Source organism: Pseudescherichia vulneris (genome assembly GCF_902164725.1).
Taxonomy (GTDB): Bacteria; Pseudomonadota; Gammaproteobacteria; order Enterobacterales; family Enterobacteriaceae; genus Pseudescherichia; species Pseudescherichia vulneris.
Genome location: NZ_LR607338.1, coordinates 3,653,730 through 3,670,353, shown reverse-complemented (window position 1 = coordinate 3,670,353; position 16,624 = coordinate 3,653,730). Strand labels below are relative to the sequence as shown.

15 protein-coding genes and 1 pseudogene are annotated in these 16,624 nt (G+C 56.4%); 11 read left to right on the top strand and 5 right to left on the bottom strand.

Annotated features, from left to right (window positions below):
* Positions 1 to 120 precede the first annotated feature (120 nt).
* The 3 genes from malG to malE all read right to left on the bottom strand — a co-directional run bounded on the left by malG (position 121) and on the right by malE (position 3,836).
* Positions 121 to 1,011 carry a maltose ABC transporter permease MalG gene (gene malG / locus FN633_RS15205; RefSeq protein WP_042388909.1) on the bottom strand — a complete coding sequence of 297 codons (891 nt, stop codon included), beginning with the start codon at positions 1,009 to 1,011 and terminating at the stop codon, positions 121 to 123.
* 14 nt (positions 1,012 to 1,025) lie between these two features.
* Positions 1,026 to 2,570, bottom strand: coding sequence for a maltose ABC transporter permease MalF (malF, locus tag FN633_RS15200; RefSeq protein ID WP_154058279.1), 1,545 nt, complete (start codon positions 2,568 to 2,570; stop codon positions 1,026 to 1,028).
* A gap of 75 nt (positions 2,571 to 2,645) precedes the next feature.
* On the bottom strand, positions 2,646 to 3,836 hold the full coding sequence (malE, locus tag FN633_RS15195; RefSeq protein ID WP_042388903.1) for a maltose/maltodextrin ABC transporter substrate-binding protein MalE: 1,191 nt from the start codon (positions 3,834 to 3,836) through the stop codon (positions 2,646 to 2,648).
* 344 nt (positions 3,837 to 4,180) lie between these two features.
* Here malE and malK point away from each other — a divergent pair, with 344 nt between their 5' ends.
* The 5 genes from malK (at position 4,181) to ubiA (ending at position 9,246) form a co-directional block, all read left to right on the top strand.
* A complete protein-coding gene (gene malK / locus FN633_RS15190) occupies positions 4,181 to 5,290 on the top strand; it encodes a maltose/maltodextrin ABC transporter ATP-binding protein MalK (RefSeq protein ID WP_042388901.1) in 1,110 nt (369 codons plus the stop codon).
* 48 nt (positions 5,291 to 5,338) lie between these two features.
* On the top strand, positions 5,339 to 6,655 hold the full coding sequence (locus tag FN633_RS15185) for a maltoporin (RefSeq protein WP_154058278.1): 1,317 nt from the start codon (positions 5,339 to 5,341) through the stop codon (positions 6,653 to 6,655).
* Positions 6,656 to 6,781: 126 nt separating this feature from the next.
* Positions 6,782 to 7,750, top strand: a complete 969-nt coding sequence (gene malM / locus FN633_RS15180; protein WP_154058277.1) for a maltose operon protein MalM — start codon at positions 6,782 to 6,784, stop codon at positions 7,748 to 7,750.
* Positions 7,751 to 7,867: 117 nt separating this feature from the next.
* On the top strand, positions 7,868 to 8,374 hold the full coding sequence (ubiC, locus tag FN633_RS15175; RefSeq protein WP_154058276.1) for a chorismate lyase: 507 nt from the start codon (positions 7,868 to 7,870) through the stop codon (positions 8,372 to 8,374).
* 2 nt (positions 8,375 to 8,376) lie between these two features.
* Entirely contained in the window at positions 8,377 to 9,246 is an 870-nt protein-coding gene (ubiA, locus tag FN633_RS15170; RefSeq protein WP_042388888.1) for a 4-hydroxybenzoate octaprenyltransferase, read from the top strand.
* 34 nt (positions 9,247 to 9,280) lie between these two features.
* Here ubiA and plsB read toward each other — a convergent pair whose 3' ends face one another.
* Positions 9,281 to 11,704, bottom strand: coding sequence for a glycerol-3-phosphate 1-O-acyltransferase PlsB (gene plsB, locus FN633_RS15165; RefSeq protein WP_154058275.1), 2,424 nt, complete (start codon positions 11,702 to 11,704; stop codon positions 9,281 to 9,283).
* A gap of 129 nt (positions 11,705 to 11,833) precedes the next feature.
* Between plsB and FN633_RS15160 the strand changes: the two genes are divergently transcribed.
* From FN633_RS15160 to FN633_RS15150, 3 genes are all read left to right on the top strand, one after another.
* Positions 11,834 to 12,202, top strand: coding sequence for a diacylglycerol kinase (locus FN633_RS15160; RefSeq protein WP_042388883.1), 369 nt, complete (start codon positions 11,834 to 11,836; stop codon positions 12,200 to 12,202).
* Positions 12,203 to 12,310: 108 nt separating this feature from the next.
* Positions 12,311 to 12,919, top strand: a complete 609-nt coding sequence (lexA, locus tag FN633_RS15155; RefSeq protein WP_154058274.1) for a transcriptional repressor LexA — start codon at positions 12,311 to 12,313, stop codon at positions 12,917 to 12,919.
* Positions 12,920 to 13,174: 255 nt separating this feature from the next.
* On the top strand, positions 13,175 to 13,384 hold the full coding sequence (locus tag FN633_RS15150) for a CsbD family protein (RefSeq protein WP_042388878.1): 210 nt from the start codon (positions 13,175 to 13,177) through the stop codon (positions 13,382 to 13,384).
* Positions 13,385 to 13,462: 78 nt separating this feature from the next.
* Here the strand turns inward: FN633_RS15150 and zur are convergent, their stop codons facing one another.
* A complete protein-coding gene (gene zur, locus FN633_RS15145) occupies positions 13,463 to 13,978 on the bottom strand; it encodes a zinc uptake transcriptional repressor Zur (protein WP_154058273.1) in 516 nt (171 codons plus the stop codon).
* A gap of 355 nt (positions 13,979 to 14,333) precedes the next feature.
* Here zur and FN633_RS15140 point away from each other — a divergent pair, with 355 nt between their 5' ends.
* The 3 genes and pseudogenes from FN633_RS15140 (at position 14,334) to nadS (ending at position 16,497) form a co-directional block, all read left to right on the top strand.
* Complete coding sequence (locus tag FN633_RS15140; protein WP_154058272.1) at positions 14,334 to 15,650, top strand: conjugal transfer protein TraF; 1,317 nt, start codon at positions 14,334 to 14,336, stop codon at positions 15,648 to 15,650.
* 168 nt (positions 15,651 to 15,818) lie between these two features.
* Positions 15,819 to 16,125: pseudogene (locus FN633_RS18535) on the top strand (type II toxin-antitoxin system RelE/ParE family toxin).
* 75 nt (positions 16,126 to 16,200) lie between these two features.
* Positions 16,201 to 16,497, top strand: a complete 297-nt coding sequence (nadS, locus tag FN633_RS15130) for a NadS family protein (protein WP_154058271.1) — start codon at positions 16,201 to 16,203, stop codon at positions 16,495 to 16,497.
* Positions 16,498 to 16,624 lie beyond the last annotated feature (127 nt).

Sequence of the window (16,624 nt, the reverse complement as noted above, 5' to 3'; positions counted from 1 at the left end):
CAAAACGGCTGAAGCGGGAATAAAAAAATGGCGCTCCAGAGAGCGCCAATAACAGTCACGAGTCAAAGTACAAATGGATAGATCAACGTTGAGGATAACAGTGGCATTACATGATGAAATCTAGCCTTTCACCCCGCCTGCTGTCAGGCCGTTAACCAGCCAGCGCTGGGCCAGCAGGAAGACAAGGGTAATCGGAATAGCAGAGAGCACCGCCGCCGCGGCAAAATCGCCCCACAGGTAGTTCTGCGGGTTGAGATACTGCTGCATCCCTACCGCCAGAGTGTAGCTGTCGACGTCGCGCAGCAGCAGCGAGGCGACCGGGACTTCGGTAATAGCGGCGATAAACGACAGAATAAACACCACCGCCAGAATCGGGACCGAAAGCGGCAGCAAGACCAGACGGAACGCCTGCCACGGCGTCGCCCCATCCAGCGATGCCGCTTCTTCCAACGAATTGTCGATGGTTTCAAAGTAGCCCTTGATCGTCCAAACATGCAGAGCGATGCCGCCCAGATAGGCGAAGATCACCCCACCGTGCGTGTTCAGGCCGATAAAGGGTACGTACTGACCGAGGCGGTCGAACAGGGCATAGAGCGCCACCAGAGAGAGCACCGCCGGGAACATCTGGAAAATCAGCATCCCTTTCAGCAGCGCCGACTTACCGGTAAAGCGCATGCGGGCAAAGGCGTAGGCGCAGGTGGTGGAGAGCACCACGATGCCCACCGCCGTAATACCTGCGATTTTCACCGAGTTCCACAGCCACAGCAGCACCGGGAACGGCGGCGGAGTAACGCGCCCGTCCGCATGTTCAACGCTGAAGCCCAGCGCCAGACGCCAGTGCTCCCACGAGATCTGATCCGGGATCAGGCTGCCGGTAGCGAAGTTACCGGGACGCAGCGAGATGGCAATGACCATCAGCAGCGGGAACATGATCGCCGCGATAAAAATCAGCAGCCCCAGATGCGTAAGGAAAAGGCGTAGCTTTTGCGATTTGGGTTGAACCATAGCCATTGTCTGTCTCTCCCTTAATCAAATTTCATGCGCGTGGCTTTCAAATTCACAATCGCCAGGACGCCAACCAGCAGGAAGATCAGCGTGGCAATCGCCGCAGCAAGCCCGAAATCCTGGCCGCCGCCGCCTTCAAAGGCGATGCGGTAGGTGTAGCTCACGAGCAGATCGGTATAGCCTGCGGGCGTGGTGGTGCCCAGGCGATCCGGGCCGCCGTTGGTCAGAAGCTGGATCAGCACGAAGTTATTAAAGTTAAACGCAAAGCTGGCGATCATCAGCGGCGTGAGCGGCACGACCAGCAGCGGCAGGGTAATGCGGAAGAAGTTCTGCATCGGTCCCGCGCCGTCCATTGACGAGGCCTCATAGAGATCGTCTGGAATCGCTTTTAGCAGGCCCATGCAGAGGATCATCATGTAGGGATAGCCGAGCCAGGTGTTAACGATGACTACCATCGCGCGGGCGGTGGTGGGATCGCTAAACCAGGCGGGCTTGGCACCGAACAGCGCCCCCAGCATCATGTTGATTTCACCGAAGCTCTGGTTAAACAGCCCTTTGAAGATCAGGATCGAGATAAAGGACGGTACGGCATAGGGCAGGATCAGCAGTACCCGGTAGATCGCCTTACCGCGCAGGGCTTCCCACTGCACAAGGCACGCCAGCACCATACCGACCGCCACGGTCAGCACCACCGTCAGCAGCGAGAAAACCACGGTCCAGACGAAGATCGCCAGGAACGGCTTCTGAATGCCTTCGTCGGTGAAGACGCGCATAAAGTTGTCCCAGCCGATGGTCACGGTATAGCCTGGGCTGAGGCGCTCGCTGCCCCAGCCGCCGTCGGCGTTGACGGCCTGATAGAAACCGACCTCGTTATTGGGACGGTATTTAACGCCGCTCTGGTTGTTAGTGAGCGTACCGTCGTCGGCAAGGGTATAGAGCGGGCGCGTGCCGGAGAACTGGCGCAGCGAGCTCATCACCACGTGGCTCTCATCCGGCAGCACGGCGGTCAGCTGCGTCAGCGCCTGGCGCTGCTGGGTAATCACGCGCAGGTTGGCGCGTTCGCCCGCAGGCAGGGCCGCTGCCTCTTTCAGGTTCAGGGTCTGCTCGCCGCCGGGGGTAAAGGGTTCCGAAACGTAGTGCTTGTCGCTCTCGCCGTCGGTCAGCACCAGCTGCCATTTATTCTCTGCCGGATAGAGGCCAAAGTTAAAGGTCTTACCCGCCTGATAGACGCGATCCATCAGCACGTCGCGAACGCGCTCCTGCGCCAGCTGGTTGGTGCTGCTGTAGTTAGTGAAGGCGATAGCGATGGTGCAGATCAGCGGAAAGAGAACAAACAGGCCCATCCCGGCGAGACCGGGGTAGACATAGCGCCAGGCGTAGGCTTTACGATTGGCGAAAATATAGAGGCCAACCGAGCTTAAGATCAGCGTCGTGATGGCAAACAGGTACTCTCCCTGGGCGTACATCAAAACCACAAGATAGCCCACCAGCAGCCCAAGCAGGGCGATCGCCGACCACTTCAGCGCGTTGCTTTGCCACCAGGCACTCTTTTTAACGACATCCATGAGACACTTCCTCAACAACCGTGGAAAACATTGTCAGTTGTAGGGCGGGTAGCCATTTGCCACCCGCCATTTTTATTACTTGGTAACACGACCCTGCGCATCTTTCAGCGCGGCGTCCACGGTCTGGCGACCGCTGGCGGCGTTGATCACTGCCGTACGCACCGCGTACCAGAAGGCAGCCATCTGCGGAACGTTAGGCATGATTTCGCCCTTCTCGGCGTTGCCCATAGTGGCGGCAATGCGTGGATCCTTCGCTAAGGTCTCCTGGAAGGATTTCAGCGCCACGGCACCCAGCGGCTTATCTTTGTTAACCGCGTCCAGGCCCTGGTCGGTCAGCAGGTAGTTTTCAATGAACTCTTTCGCCAGCTCTTTGTTCGGGCTGGCGGCGTTGATGCCCGCGCTCAGCACACCAACGAACGGTTTCGACGGCTTGCCTTTAAAGGTCGGCAGCAGCGTTACGCCGTAGTTCACTTTGCTCTTGTCGATGTTTGACCACGCCCACGGACCGTTGATGGTCATCGCGGTTTCGCCTTTATTAAAGGCGGCTTCGGCGATGGAGTAGTCGGTGTCGGCGTTCATGTGTTTGTTCTTGATCAGATCAACCAGGAAGCCCAGGCCCGCTTTGGCACCGGCGTTGTCCACGCCCACGTCTTTCACGTCATACTTGCCGTCGGCAAATTTAAACGCGTAACCACCGTCGGCGGCGATCAGCGGCCAGGTGAAGTACGGCTCCTGCAGGTTGAACATCAGCGCGCTCTTGCCTTTCGCCTTCAGCTCTTTATCTAGGGCCGGGATCTCTTCCCAGGTTTTCGGCGGGTTCGGCACCAGGTCTTTGTTATAGATCAGCGACAGGGCTTCAACGGAGATCGGATAGGCGATCAGCTTGCCGTTATAGCGCACCGCATCCCAGGTGAACGGGAACAGCTTGTCCTGGAAGGCTTTGTCGGGGGTGATTTCTGCCAGCAGGCCAGACTGGGCATAGCCACCAAAACGGTCATGCGCCCAGAGGATAATGTCCGGGCCGTCACCGGTCGCCGCCACCTGCGGGTATTTCTCTTCCAGCTTGTCCGGATGCTCAACGGTGACCTTAATCCCGGTATCCTTCTCGAATTTCTGGCCGACTTCCGCAAGGCCGTTATAGCCTTTGTCGCCGTTGATCCAGATCACCAGCTTGCCTTCTTCAATTTTGGCAAGGGCCGAGGCGGAAAACATCATCGTCGTCAGCGCGGAGAGCGCAAGGATGCGAGCGCCAGTTTTCATGTTCATAAATCCCGTCCTTTAGGTAGCGATAAATTGACGCCTCTCAGTCTCCCGGTTTGACAAGCGCTTCTCATCCTCCCCCGACCTACGCCCTGCCGCCGCGATGTGTGATCGTTGTTACATAAAACAGAGTTATGCGTACCGGCGCACACAAAAGCGCCGCAATTTTTGCTGGCGGCATCACGAAAATTGCCCGCAGCCCGTGGCCCCGGTGGCAGAGCCGTGCCGCTCATCCTCCCGTCTCCTCCCCCATAAAAAACCGGGGGGTGGAGGATTCGCCTGACTTACACATGACGCATAGTCACTGCAACTGAATGTTTCAGGGTTGTAACGAAGGAAGGGAGAAGGGCATGGCGAGCGTGCAGCTGAGGAATGTGACGAAGGCCTGGGGTGACGTAGTGGTGTCAAAAGACATCAACCTCGACATCCAGGAGGGGGAGTTCGTGGTGTTTGTCGGACCGTCAGGCTGCGGAAAATCGACCCTGCTGCGCATGATTGCCGGGCTGGAGACCATCACCAGCGGCGACTTAATGATTGGCGACACGCGAATGAACGAGATCCCCCCAGCGGATCGCGGCGTTGGCATGGTGTTCCAGTCCTATGCGCTCTATCCCCACCTCTCGGTGGCAGAGAATATGTCGTTCGGCCTGAAGCTGGCCGGCGCAAAGAAAGAGGTGATTAACCAGCGCGTCAACCAGGTTGCCGAGGTGTTACAGCTGGGCCATCTGCTGGATCGCAAGCCGAAAGCGCTCTCTGGCGGTCAGCGCCAGCGCGTCGCCATTGGCCGTACGCTGGTGGCGGAGCCGCGCGTGTTCCTGCTCGATGAGCCGCTCTCGAACCTTGATGCGGCGCTGCGCGTGCAGATGCGAATTGAGATCTCCCGCCTGCACAAGCGCCTTGGGCGCACGATGATCTACGTCACCCACGATCAGGTCGAGGCGATGACCCTGGCGGACAAGATTGTGGTGCTGGACGCCGGTCGCGTGGCGCAGATTGGCAAGCCGCTGGAGCTTTATCACTACCCGGCAGACCGTTTCGTAGCGGGCTTTATCGGTTCGCCCAAGATGAACTTCCTGCCGGTAAAAGTGACCGCCACCGCCATTGAGCAGGTGCAGGTGGAGCTGCCGAACCGCCAGCAGATCTGGCTGCCGGTAGACAGCGCTCACGTACAGGTGGGTGCAAATATGTCTCTTGGGATCCGTCCCGAGCATCTGCTGCCCAGCGACATCGCCGATGTCACGCTGGAAGGGCAGGTACAGGTTGTTGAGCAGTTAGGTCACGAAACGCAAATTCATATCCAGATCCCCGCCATCCGTCAAAACCTGGTTTACCGCCAGGGGGACGTGGTGTTGGTAGAAGAGGGTGCCACATTCGCTATCGGCTTGCCGCCGGAGCGCTGCCATCTGTTCCGTGAGGACGGCAGTGCCTGTCGGAGATTGCATCAGGAGCCTGGCGTTTAAGCATTCCCATTACAAAGAAAAGCAAGCAAAGCTTCAGGAGATAGAACGATGATTACTCTGCGCAAACTCCCTCTGGCCGTCGCCATAGCAGCAGGCGTGATGGCTGCCCAGGCGGGTGCTGTTGATTTCAAAGGCTACGCACGTTCCGGCATCGGCTGGACCGGCAGCGGCGGCCCGCAAGAGTGTTTCCAGGCAACCGGGGCTCAAAGTAAATACCGTCTTGGTAACGAATGCGAAACCTATGCTGAATTAAAACTGGGCCAGGAAGTGTGGAAAGAGGGCGATAAGAGCTTCTACTTCGACACTAACGTTGCCTACTCCGTTTCCCAGCAGAACGACTGGGAAGCGACCAGTCCGGCCTTCCGTGAAGCCAACGTTCAGGGTAAAAACCTGATCGAGGCGCTGCCAGGCTCCACCATTTGGGCAGGTAAACGCTTCTATCAGCGTCATGACGTCCACATGATCGACTTCTACTACTGGGATATCTCCGGCCCAGGCGCAGGTATCGAAAACATCGATCTCGGCTTCGGTAAGCTCTCTCTGGCGGGCACCCGTTCGTCTGAGTCCGGCGGCTCCTCAACCTTCGCCGATCGCGATCCGATTACCGGCGATCGTACCTATGACAATATCGTGCCGAACGACGTCTTTGACGTGCGTTTAGCCGGTCTGGAAGTGAACCCGGGCGGCACCCTGGAGCTTGGCGTTGACTACGGTCACACCAACCTGCCGGATGACTACTACCTGCAACCAAACGCGAGCAAAGATGGCTGGCTGTTCACCGGTGAGCACGTGCAGACTATCGGCACCGGCTTCAACAAGTTCATCGTGCAGTACGCTACCGATTCCATGACCTCTAACGGTAAAGGCATTCCGCAGGGCGCTCAGCTTAACAACGACGGCCACCTGCTGCGCTTTATCGACCACGGCTCCATCTCTATGGGCGACCGCTGGGACATGATGTACGTCGGTATGTACCAGGATATCGATCTGGATAACGGCAACGGCACCCGCTGGTGGACCGTGGGCGTGCGTCCGATGTTCAAATGGACGCCGATCATGAGCACCCTGCTGGAAGTTGGCTATGACAACGTGAAGTCCCAGCGTACCGACTCTACCAACGACCAGGTCAAAGTGACCCTGGCCCAGCAGTGGCAGGCAGGCGACAGCATCTGGTCCCGTCCGGCGCTGCGCGTGTTCGCAACCTACGCCAAGTGGGATGAGTCCTTCGGCTTTGCTAACAATGGCGGCGACAGAGTTGCTGGTTACACCGCCGGTTACGCTTACCAGGATACCTCTGCTCGTACCTTCAGCCGCGGCGATGATGACGAGTGGACCTTCGGTGCCCAGATGGAAATCTGGTGGTAAGACAGCGTTGATCTAATGCAGTACTCAGGAGGGGCTTCGGCCCCTCTTAACTCAGTAAAGATCCATCTCTGACGCGGCGCGCTATTGCCTGGCTACCGTCCCGTCATCTCTACAGAGGTCACTATAATGAAAATGAAAAAAACGCTTCTCGCGCTCTGCCTCGGAGCAGGGCTGCTCGCCTGCGTGCCCGCAGTGAGCTTCGCCGACGTGAATCTGATTCCGCAGGATACGTCAGCTGCACCGGCCATCCCGACAGGGGCGCTCCAGCAGCTCGCCTGGACGCCGGTTGCCAATTCACAAACCCAGACCACTAGCCTGGCGACGGCAGGTCAAACCCTGAACGTGCCCGGCATCACCGGTAAAGTGGCCGCCTACAGCGTACCGGCTAACATCGGTGAGTTAACCATTACCCTGACCAGCGTCGCGGATAAGCAAAAATCGATCTTTGCGCCCAACGTGCTGGTGCTTGATCAAAACCTCACCCCTGCCGCGTGGTTCCCGAGCAGCTACTTTACCTATCAGGAGCCGGGCGTGATGTCTGCCGACCGTCTTGAGGGGATCATTAAGCTGACACCGGCGCTGGGCCAGCAAAAAATCTACCTGCTGGTCTTTACCACCCCGGAAGATTTGCAGCGCACCACCACCATGATCAACCCGGCAAAGGCCTACGCCAAAGGTGTGGGTAACGCAGTACCGGATATTCCGGATCCGCAGGCGCGCCATACGCCGGACGGCACGGTGAAACTCAAAGTCAGCACTAACTCTGCCTCCAGCATCCTGGTCGGGCCGATCTTTGGCTCTTCCGGCCATGCTGCCGTGACCGTCGGTAATACCGCCGCACCGGCCACCGCCTACGCTGCTCCGGCGGCTGCACCTGCTCCGGCAGCAGCGCCTGCTCAAGCCCCGGCTCCGGCCCCGGCAGCGAAGCGTGAACCGGTACTGAACGATACGGAAAACTACTTCAACCAAGGTATTAAGCAGGCCGTCGCCAGCGGCAATATCGATAAGGCACTGAAATTATTAAATGAGGCTGAGAGCCTGGGCTCTACGTCCGCCCGCGCTACGTTTATCAGCAGTGTAAAAGGCAAGGGGTGATCGTCTCCCCACAATGCTGATTTTGTCCGTTTGGTGCACCTTCACCGGTGCACCCTTTTTCCCGATCTGCCTGTTCTGCGATACACTGTTGCTACGTTATGTACCGGAGAGTAAGGCATGCCACACCCTGCGCTAACGCAGCTGCGCGCACTGCGCTATTTTGACGACATCCCCGCCCTTGAACCGCACCTGCTTGACTGGCTACTGCTGGAAGATTCAATGACCAAGCGTTTTGAACAGCAGGGTCGTCAGGTGAGTGTTACGCTCATAAGAGAGGCGTTTGTCACCGCCGATGAGGTGCCGGAAGAGCGCCCGCTGTTGCCCGAGGCATCCCGCTACTGGCTGCGGGAGATCCTGCTCTGTGCCGACGGCAAGCCCTGGCTGGCTGGGCGTACGGTAGTGCCGGAGTCAACCCTGTCCGGTCCGGAGCTGGCGCTACAGCGGCTAGGCAATACGCCGTTGGGACGCTATCTCTTTACCTCATCAACCCTAACCCGTGATTTTATTGAAATAGGCCGTCACGCCGATCTCTGGGGACGCCGCTCCCGGCTGCGCCTCGGCGGCAAGCCGCTGCTGCTGACGGAGCTGTTTTTACCTGCATCGCCGCTGTATCGAGAGGAGTAGAAATGGAGTGGAGTCTTACGCAGGGTAAGCTGCTGGCTTATCACCGCTTAATGCGCACGGACAAGCCAATTGGCGCGCTGCTGTTGCTATGGCCCACCCTGTGGGCGCTGTGGGTGGCGACGCCGGGCGTGCCGCCGCTGGGGATCCTCGTGGTGTTTATCGCCGGGGTCTGGCTGATGCGCGCCGCTGGCTGCGTGGTGAACGACTATGCTGACCGCAAGTTTGACGGCCACGTGAAGCGCACTGCCAACCGACCGCTGCCGAGCGGCGCGGTGAGCGAAAAAGAGGCGCGTAACCTGTTTATCGTGCTGGTGTTGCTCGCGTTTATGCTGGTGCTGACCCTCAACCTGATGACCATCCTGTTGTCGATAGCCGCACTGGCGCTGGCCTGGACTTATCCCTTCATGAAGCGCTATACCCACCTGCCGCAGGTGGTGCTGGGTGCTGCTTTTGGCTGGTCGATTCCCATGGCCTTTGCCGCCGTGAGCGAGTCGGTTCCCCTGAGCTGCTGGCTGATGTTCTTCGCCAACATCCTGTGGGCGGTGGCCTACGATACGCTCTATGCGATGGTGGACCGGGACGACGACGTTAAGATCGGCATTAAATCGACGGCTATTCTCTTTGGTCGTCACGATAAGCTGATCGTCGGCATTTTGCAGGTGCTGGTGCTAGTGCTGATGGCAGCGGTGGGCTGGCTGAACGGTCTGGGCTGGGCCTTCTATGCCTCTATTGCGGTAGCAGGGGCGCTGTTTATCTGGCAACAGAAGATGATTGTGCATCGCGATCGCGACGCCTGTTTCAAAGCCTTCCTGAACAATAACTACGTGGGCCTGGCACTGTTTGTTGGGCTGGCGGTGAGTTACCTGCCCTAAAAAAGAGGCCCGGCAAGTGTGCCGGGCCTCACTATTACGCTTCCGCCTGCGTCGCGCTCTCGATGGTCAATCGCACGTCAGGCGTCACCAGATCCGCCAGCAGGAGATAGACCTGCATGGTTTTAGCCGGATCGGCATCGCCCGTATCGCTGATATAGCCTTCATCGCGCAGCGTCAGCACCAGGGTACTAAACACTGCCTTATCGAAGAACTCTGGCGCGTTGATCCCGTGCAGCACCGACAGGCGCTGGGCCAGGGTGCGGCTCTCTTTCTCCAGCGTGCCACGGTTAATGGCCGGATTAGCACTCAGCAGCCAGAAGGTAATGGCGTAGCGCTGGAGAGTCTCGCGTGCGCCCGCTGCCAGCAGCTGCAGGGTGCGTGAGCGCTGCGGGTTGAGATACAGACGCTCGTCTTTATCTACCAGCAGCCCCTGGCGCACCATCTCGGCGATCAGCACGTTCAACACCTCTGGCAGCTCGCTGTTATCCCAGCGCAGGAACAGCTCCGCTTTCAGCATCGGATAGAGCACGTCAACGTGGCGCAGCAGCTCTTCGCGCGAGATCTGGCGATGCTGGGTCACGATGGCTGCCATCAGAGAGGGCAGGACCAGCATATGCGCGATGTTGTTGCGGTAATAGGTCATCAGCACCGCCTGCTCGCGCGGCAGGATAATGATGTCGCCGATGGTGTCTTTCTCTACCTCGAACTTGTTCATCTGCAGCGCGTGGGCGATCAGCTCGCTGGCGCTTGCCGCCGGGGCGGTGGCATCAGGCGAGTAGGGCACGTTGCGCAGCAGGTCGAGATAGCAGTCCAGCTGCTCGGTCAGCTGCTCACGGGTCAGCGATCGTTGACGCGAGGCCAACAGCGCGGTACAGCAAAGGTTCATGGCGTTTGCCGCACCGGCGTTGTTAATGCGCACCATCAGATCGGCAGCGATGGTATTAACGGTCGGCGTCAGCCAGGCCGGGCGTATCGCCTCAATCGGATCGATCGACTCGCGCCACTCCGGCACATGCTGATTGAGCCAGGTCATCAGCGGAAGCGGCTCGCCAAAGTTAACGTAGCCCTGGCCAAGGTTGCGCAGCTTGCTCAGGCCGCGCAGCATCTGAAAGACGTTCTCTTTCTCTTTGGTCGCTCCGCGCAGCTCTTTAGCGTAGGTACCCACCTCCATCACGTGCTCGTAGCCGATATAAATCGGTACAAGGGTGATAGGGCGCGTGCCGCCGCGCAGCATGGCTTGCAGGGTCATCGACAGGGTGCCGGTTTTTGGATCCAGCAGACGCCCCGTACGTGAGCGTCCGCCCTCGACGAAGTACTCCACGGAGTAGCCGCGGCTGAACAATTCGCCCAGGTACTCACGGAACACCGTCGAGTAGAGCTTGTTGCCCTTGAAGGTACGGCGAATAAAGAACGCCCCGAGGCGGCGGAAAACCGGTCCGGCAGGCCAGAAGTTAAGGTTAATCCCGGCGGCGATATGCGGCGGTACCAGTCCCTGATGATAGAGGACGTAGGAGAGCAGCATGTAGTCCATGTGGCTACGGTGGCAGGGCACGTAGACAATTTCATGGCCGTCGTGCGCCAGCTGGCGGACCCGCTCGGCGTTATTCACGTTGATGCCCTGATAGAGCCGGTTCCAGGTAAAGCCAAGGATACGGTCGCTCAGGCGGATCATCTCATAGGAGAAGTTGGCCGCTATCTCCTCCATCAGGGCGATGGCGTTCTGCTGCGCTTTCTCATGAGAGATCTTTTTGCTGCGCGCTTCGTCTTCTACCGCGCGGGCAATTGCTTTTGATGCCAGCAGCTTATTAAAGAGATCCTGGCGTGCCGGCAGGCGCGGGCCCACGGCGGCAAGCCGCTGGCGAGCAAAATGCATACGCGCTACGCGGGCCAGCTTCTGGGCGATGATCTTGTCCGTGCCATGCTCAGTAGCCATCCGGCGCAGGGAGACCGGCGGAGAGAAGCGCACAAAGCTATCGCGGCCCAGCCAGGAGACGGCAAAAAACTTCTGGATGCCGTTCAGCATGCGCAGCGGCGGGTTAACTTCGCCTTTTTCGCGCCCCGGCGAGCGGCCAAACATCACCGATACCGGCACCATCTGCACGTCCAGATCCGGGTGGTTACGGTGGAGATCCAGATAGTCATGGAACAGCTTGACGGAGTCTTCTTTCGGCGTGTACCAGCTAAAAACACGCGGGCCGCTATGGATAAAGATGTAGCGCGGCAGCAGCGCGCCGTCGATCTCCAGCGGCTCCAGCGGGTCGGGCAGCTCATGTGCCAGACACTGAGCACGCAACGTCAGTAAGTCTGCCTTCGAGTTATAAGGCAAAACGTACATAATAGGGCGTGAGGTATCGAGTCCAGGTTCCTGGGCAGGTTCTGCCGGAATCGACTTGCTTTTTACCAACACGCTTAATGGTAAATTCAGTAATTTGTAGTAAATTCGTGGCCAGCCGGACATAAACAATGTGAAGCCTCTGGTTAATAATGCCATTGCGCCGCAAGAATATCAGAAAGCGCGCAGAATATCTTTTGTACCTCGGTACGCTCGCATAGACATTGACGATAATTACGTAAAAAGGTTCTTTTGATGGCCAATAATACCACTGGTTTAACCCGAATCATTAAAGCCGCAGGGTACTCATGGAAGGGTGTTCGTGCGGCATGGCTTAACGAAGCCGCCTTCCGCCAGGAGTCCGTCGCGGTGATCCTCGCCATTGTCATCGCCTGCTGGCTCGACGTAGACGCCATTACCCGCGTGCTGCTTATTGGGTCCGTTGTGCTGGTAATGATAGTGGAGATCCTGAACAGCGCGATCGAAGCGGTTGTCGACCGTATTGGCACTGATTTTCATGAGCTTTCGGGCCGGGCCAAAGACATGGGCTCGGCGGCGGTGCTGATGTCTATTCTGCTCGCGCTGGCAACCTGGGGCATGCTGCTCTGGTCACATTACCGTTAAGGCGCGCAAAATCGGGCTTGCGCGGCGATTTTGCTCAAAATTTGGTTTCAAAAACAGTTTTTGCTGTATATACTCACAGCATAACTGTATATACACCCAGGGGGCGGGATGAAAGCGTTAACAGCCAGGCAGCAAGAGGTGTTTGATCTCATTCGCGATCACATCAGCCAGACCGGCATGCCGCCGACGCGTGCTGAAATTGCGCAGCGTTTGGGATTCCGTTCGCCAAACGCGGCGGAAGAACACCTGAAAGCGCTGGCGCGTAAAGGCGTTCTTGAGATTGTTTCCGGCGCATCGCGCGGGATCCGACTGCTGCAGGAAGAGGAAGATGGTCTGCCGCTGATTGGGCGCGTCGCTGCCGGTGAGCCGCTTCTGGCGCAGCAGCATATTGAAGGTCACTACCAGGTCGATCCATCCCTGTTTAAGCCCAGCGCCGATTTCCTGCTGCGGGTTAGCGGGATGTCGATGAAAGATATCGGCATTATGGATGGCGATCTGCTGGCAGTGCATAAAACGCAGGAAGCGCGTAACGGTCAGGTGATCGTGGCGCGTATCGATGATGAAGTCACGGTAAAGCGGCTGAAAAAGCAGGGCAACACCGTACAGCTGCTGCCTGAAAACAGCGACTTCGATCCTATCGTTGTTGACCTGCGTCAGCAGAACTTCAGTATTGAAGGGCTGGCGGTTGGCGTTATTCGCAACGGCGAATGGCTCTGATATCCTATAAGTGCCTGTGGCAGTTCCTTTTATTCTGTCACAGCGCTTAATCTACTTTTTGCTCCCGCGTTTTATACCTCTTTTTTAACCTTGTCTTCCTGTCGTTTGTGCGCCTCTGAATGGTTAAATATTCCGAATAAATCTCACCCTGGAAAATCCTTAGCTACAATTATTATCACGTTCAGCAGATAACGAACGTAACGAAGGACCAACGAATATTGCTATTCAACACCGAACGATGATGAGGATACCATTATGAATAAAGACGAAGTCGGCGGTAACTGGAAACAGTTCAAAGGTAAAGCGAAAGAGCAATGGGGCAAATTAACGGACGATGACATGACCGTTATTGAAGGTAAGCGCGACCAGCTGGTCGGTAAAATTCAAGAACGTTACGGTTATCAGAAAGACCAGGCCGAGAAAGAAGTTGGCGAATGGGAAACCCGTAACGAGTATCGCTGGTAATCTCTTAGATTAACAGCCTGGATGCCCTACCCGACGGTACAAGGATGTACCGACCTATCTTCTGTTTCTATCCCTACATTAACGCGGTTTTTTCTTCACTAAAATGCTGTGATCGTGCTGGCATTCGCCCTGATGACGGCAGGCTTCCACTTCCGAACATGCGGCACAAAGCCCGTGCGCCTCTAGGACATTATGCCGTAGCGCAAAGCCCATCTTTGCCGCCAGCGCGTGCATAATATCTTCTACGCCCTCAGCCGCTTCCTCTTTCACTACGCCACAGCGATCGCAAATGAACATTGCCGACGTATGCGTAGGCTGATCGAAGAGGTGACACAGCACGTAGCTGTTTGTCGACTCAACCTTATGCACAAATCCCTGCTCCAGCAGGAAGTCGAGGGCGCGGTAAACCGTCGGCGGCTTGGCCTGTGGCTCAGATACGCGCAAAAGATCGAGTAAGTCATAGGCGCTGATCGCACCCTGTTGCAGGCTCATCAGGCGCAAAACCTCAAGGCGCTGCGGGGTCAGGCGCACGTTGCGCTGCGCGCACAGCGTTTCAGCATGTGCCAGCATCTGCTGCGAAGTGGTCTTATCCATTGGGCATCCTCAAGTGACGTAATGTAATAACGTTGAAACCGCTACTTTACCATATCCTGCGGCAAACGCCGAGATCGGAGCGCTCCTTCCGCCCGCAAGGCTGAGCTTACCCTTGGCATTTTCCTGAAATTTTCACCTCTCGAAGCAGAAAAACTTCCCGAATTGAATTTCCTCCTCTATAAGTAAAGAGCGTTTATAAAAAGACGCAGATTGTTACGAATAAAAATATCCTCTTGCAGGTAAAAAAACGAATTAGCTGCATTTAGCATCGCTTTTCACAGCAATAGTTCACCTCTCGCCAGGCGATAACTGGCAGGGCATAAATCGACCTTTGATCAATAAGACAGGGCAAACTGTGAAAAAAATTTTTAAGCTTTCGGTGGTAACACTTGCGGTCTCTTTTGGGGTAGTCACTCAGGCAGGGGCAGCGAATACATGGGCAGAAGCGCGTAGCGATGCGATGGGCGGAACCGGTGTTGCATCCGCCAGCTACGGCAGCGGCGTACTGATTAACCCGGCGCTGCTGGCCAAGGCCAAACCAGATGATAACGTGACCGTTATCCTGCCGAGCGTCCAGGCACAGATTAGCGATAAAGACAATCTGCAGGACGAAATCGATGATATCAACGACAAAGTCGACTATTACGATGATGTTATTGATAACCTGACTACGGCGCAGATTATTGCCAATCCGCTGGGCACTATCGATCAGTTCCAGGGTGCAGCGGGCGATCTTGCTGACGAGCTGGATTTCCTGAAGGGTAAAACGGCGCACGCTAATGCCGCAGCGGGCATTGCGGTAAGCATTCCCAACGATGTTCTCTCTTTTGCGTTCGTGACCAAAGCGTATGCGCATGCTCGCGTGAGTTCCGCCATCGATCAGCAGGATGTTGACTACCTGCGCAATATTCAAAACAGCGATCTGGTCGCGGCAGGCGTGGCGCTGAACGCTGCACTCTCTCCTGCCGGCTCGGATGAGATCACCCGTAACCTGAACTCCACCGCTTCTGGACGGGCCGCTATCGTCTCCGACTACGGCGTGGCCGTGGCGCGTCAGTTCCAGTTTGGCGACGTACCGGTCTCTATCGGCGTGACGCCGAAGCTGCAAAAGACCTGGCTGTTCAACTACACCACCTCTATCTACGACTACGACAGCAGCGACTTCAACAGCAGCCGCTACCGTAACGACGATACCGGCTTCAACGTTGATGCCGGTATTGCCGCTGACTTTGGTGATAACTGGACCGTAGGCCTGAGCGGGCAGAACCTGATCTCCCGCGATATCGATACTAAAGATATCCAAATCCGCAACGGCCGTACTGGGGAAGTACGCAACTACAAAGATACCTACCAGATCAGCCCGGTGGTGACCGCAGGCGTGGCCTGGCATACGGACCTGGTGACCCTCAGCGCCGACGGCGATGTCACCGAGACCAAAGGCTTTAAGAGCGAAGAGGCTTCCCAATACGTTGGCGTGGGTGCCGAAGTACGTCCGCTTGACTGGCTGGCGGTGCGTGCAGGCTACCGTGCAGATGTGAAAGGGGACGACAGCAACGTCGCCACCGCCGGTATCGGTTTTGCGCCGTTTAACCGCGTTCACGTCGACCTGATGGGTCTGTACGGTGAAGATGAAACCTGGGGCGCAGGCGCGCAGCTCAGCCTGACGTTCTAATGCTCTTCCCGCCGGAGGCGCAATGCCTCCGGCGTGCTGTTCAAATTACTTCTCTCCTGACATATCATAAGGTGTACTGAGTACATTAAAATGCTTGTTATATGTACCAAGTACACTTAAAATGTCTTAAAAGTCGCGAGCATGTCAGGGAACGAGATGTAAACTTTTATTGAACTAAATGGTTTCAGTAAGCGGCGTCATGCACTTTTGCCGGATGATGAGTTCCGAGCTTTTCAGGAGTTATTAATTGAAAATCCTGAAGCCGGAGAAACTATTTCGGGCACCGGCGGGTTTCGAAAAATTCGCTGGAGCCGTCCAGGCACAGGGAAGCGCGGCGGTGTGCGGGTAATTTATTACAATATAACGAGTAAAGGACGAATCTATCTGGCTCTGGTATATCCTAAAAAATGAGCAGGATGATTTAACGGAAGAACAAAAGAAAGTGCTGAAGCAGTTATGCAATATGCTGGTGTAACGCTGAGGTTCTGTAACTCCTATACGGGCAAAATAATAGGCCCGATGCGGCGTCAATAAGGGCGATGAGGTACAGATGAAAGACGAACTGTTTGCCGATCTGCTGGCCAGTGCAGAAGAAATGATAAAAATTGAAAAAGGTGAACTCACGCCAGAGCCACAGCATGTTCATACGTTTAGTCCGATCGATGTTAAAGCTATCCGCGAAGCGACCGGGCTAAAACAGCAGGATTTTGCAGCGGCCGTCGGCGTCAGCTACGATCTTGTAAAAAGCTGGGAAACAAAACGACGTCAGCCGACTGGCGCGCCGCGAAAATTGCTGCTGCTATTGCAGATTAATCCTTTTATTATCAATCAGCTTAAAACTATTTAATGTTGTGATGCGCCTGGTCAGCGGTATTCTTTTTTCTATACGCTTATTTTTTACATCCATAAAAAATGATCGGCTACGAATTTTGCCAGGACCATGAAGAAAACGAAAGCGTATGAGCATATACATA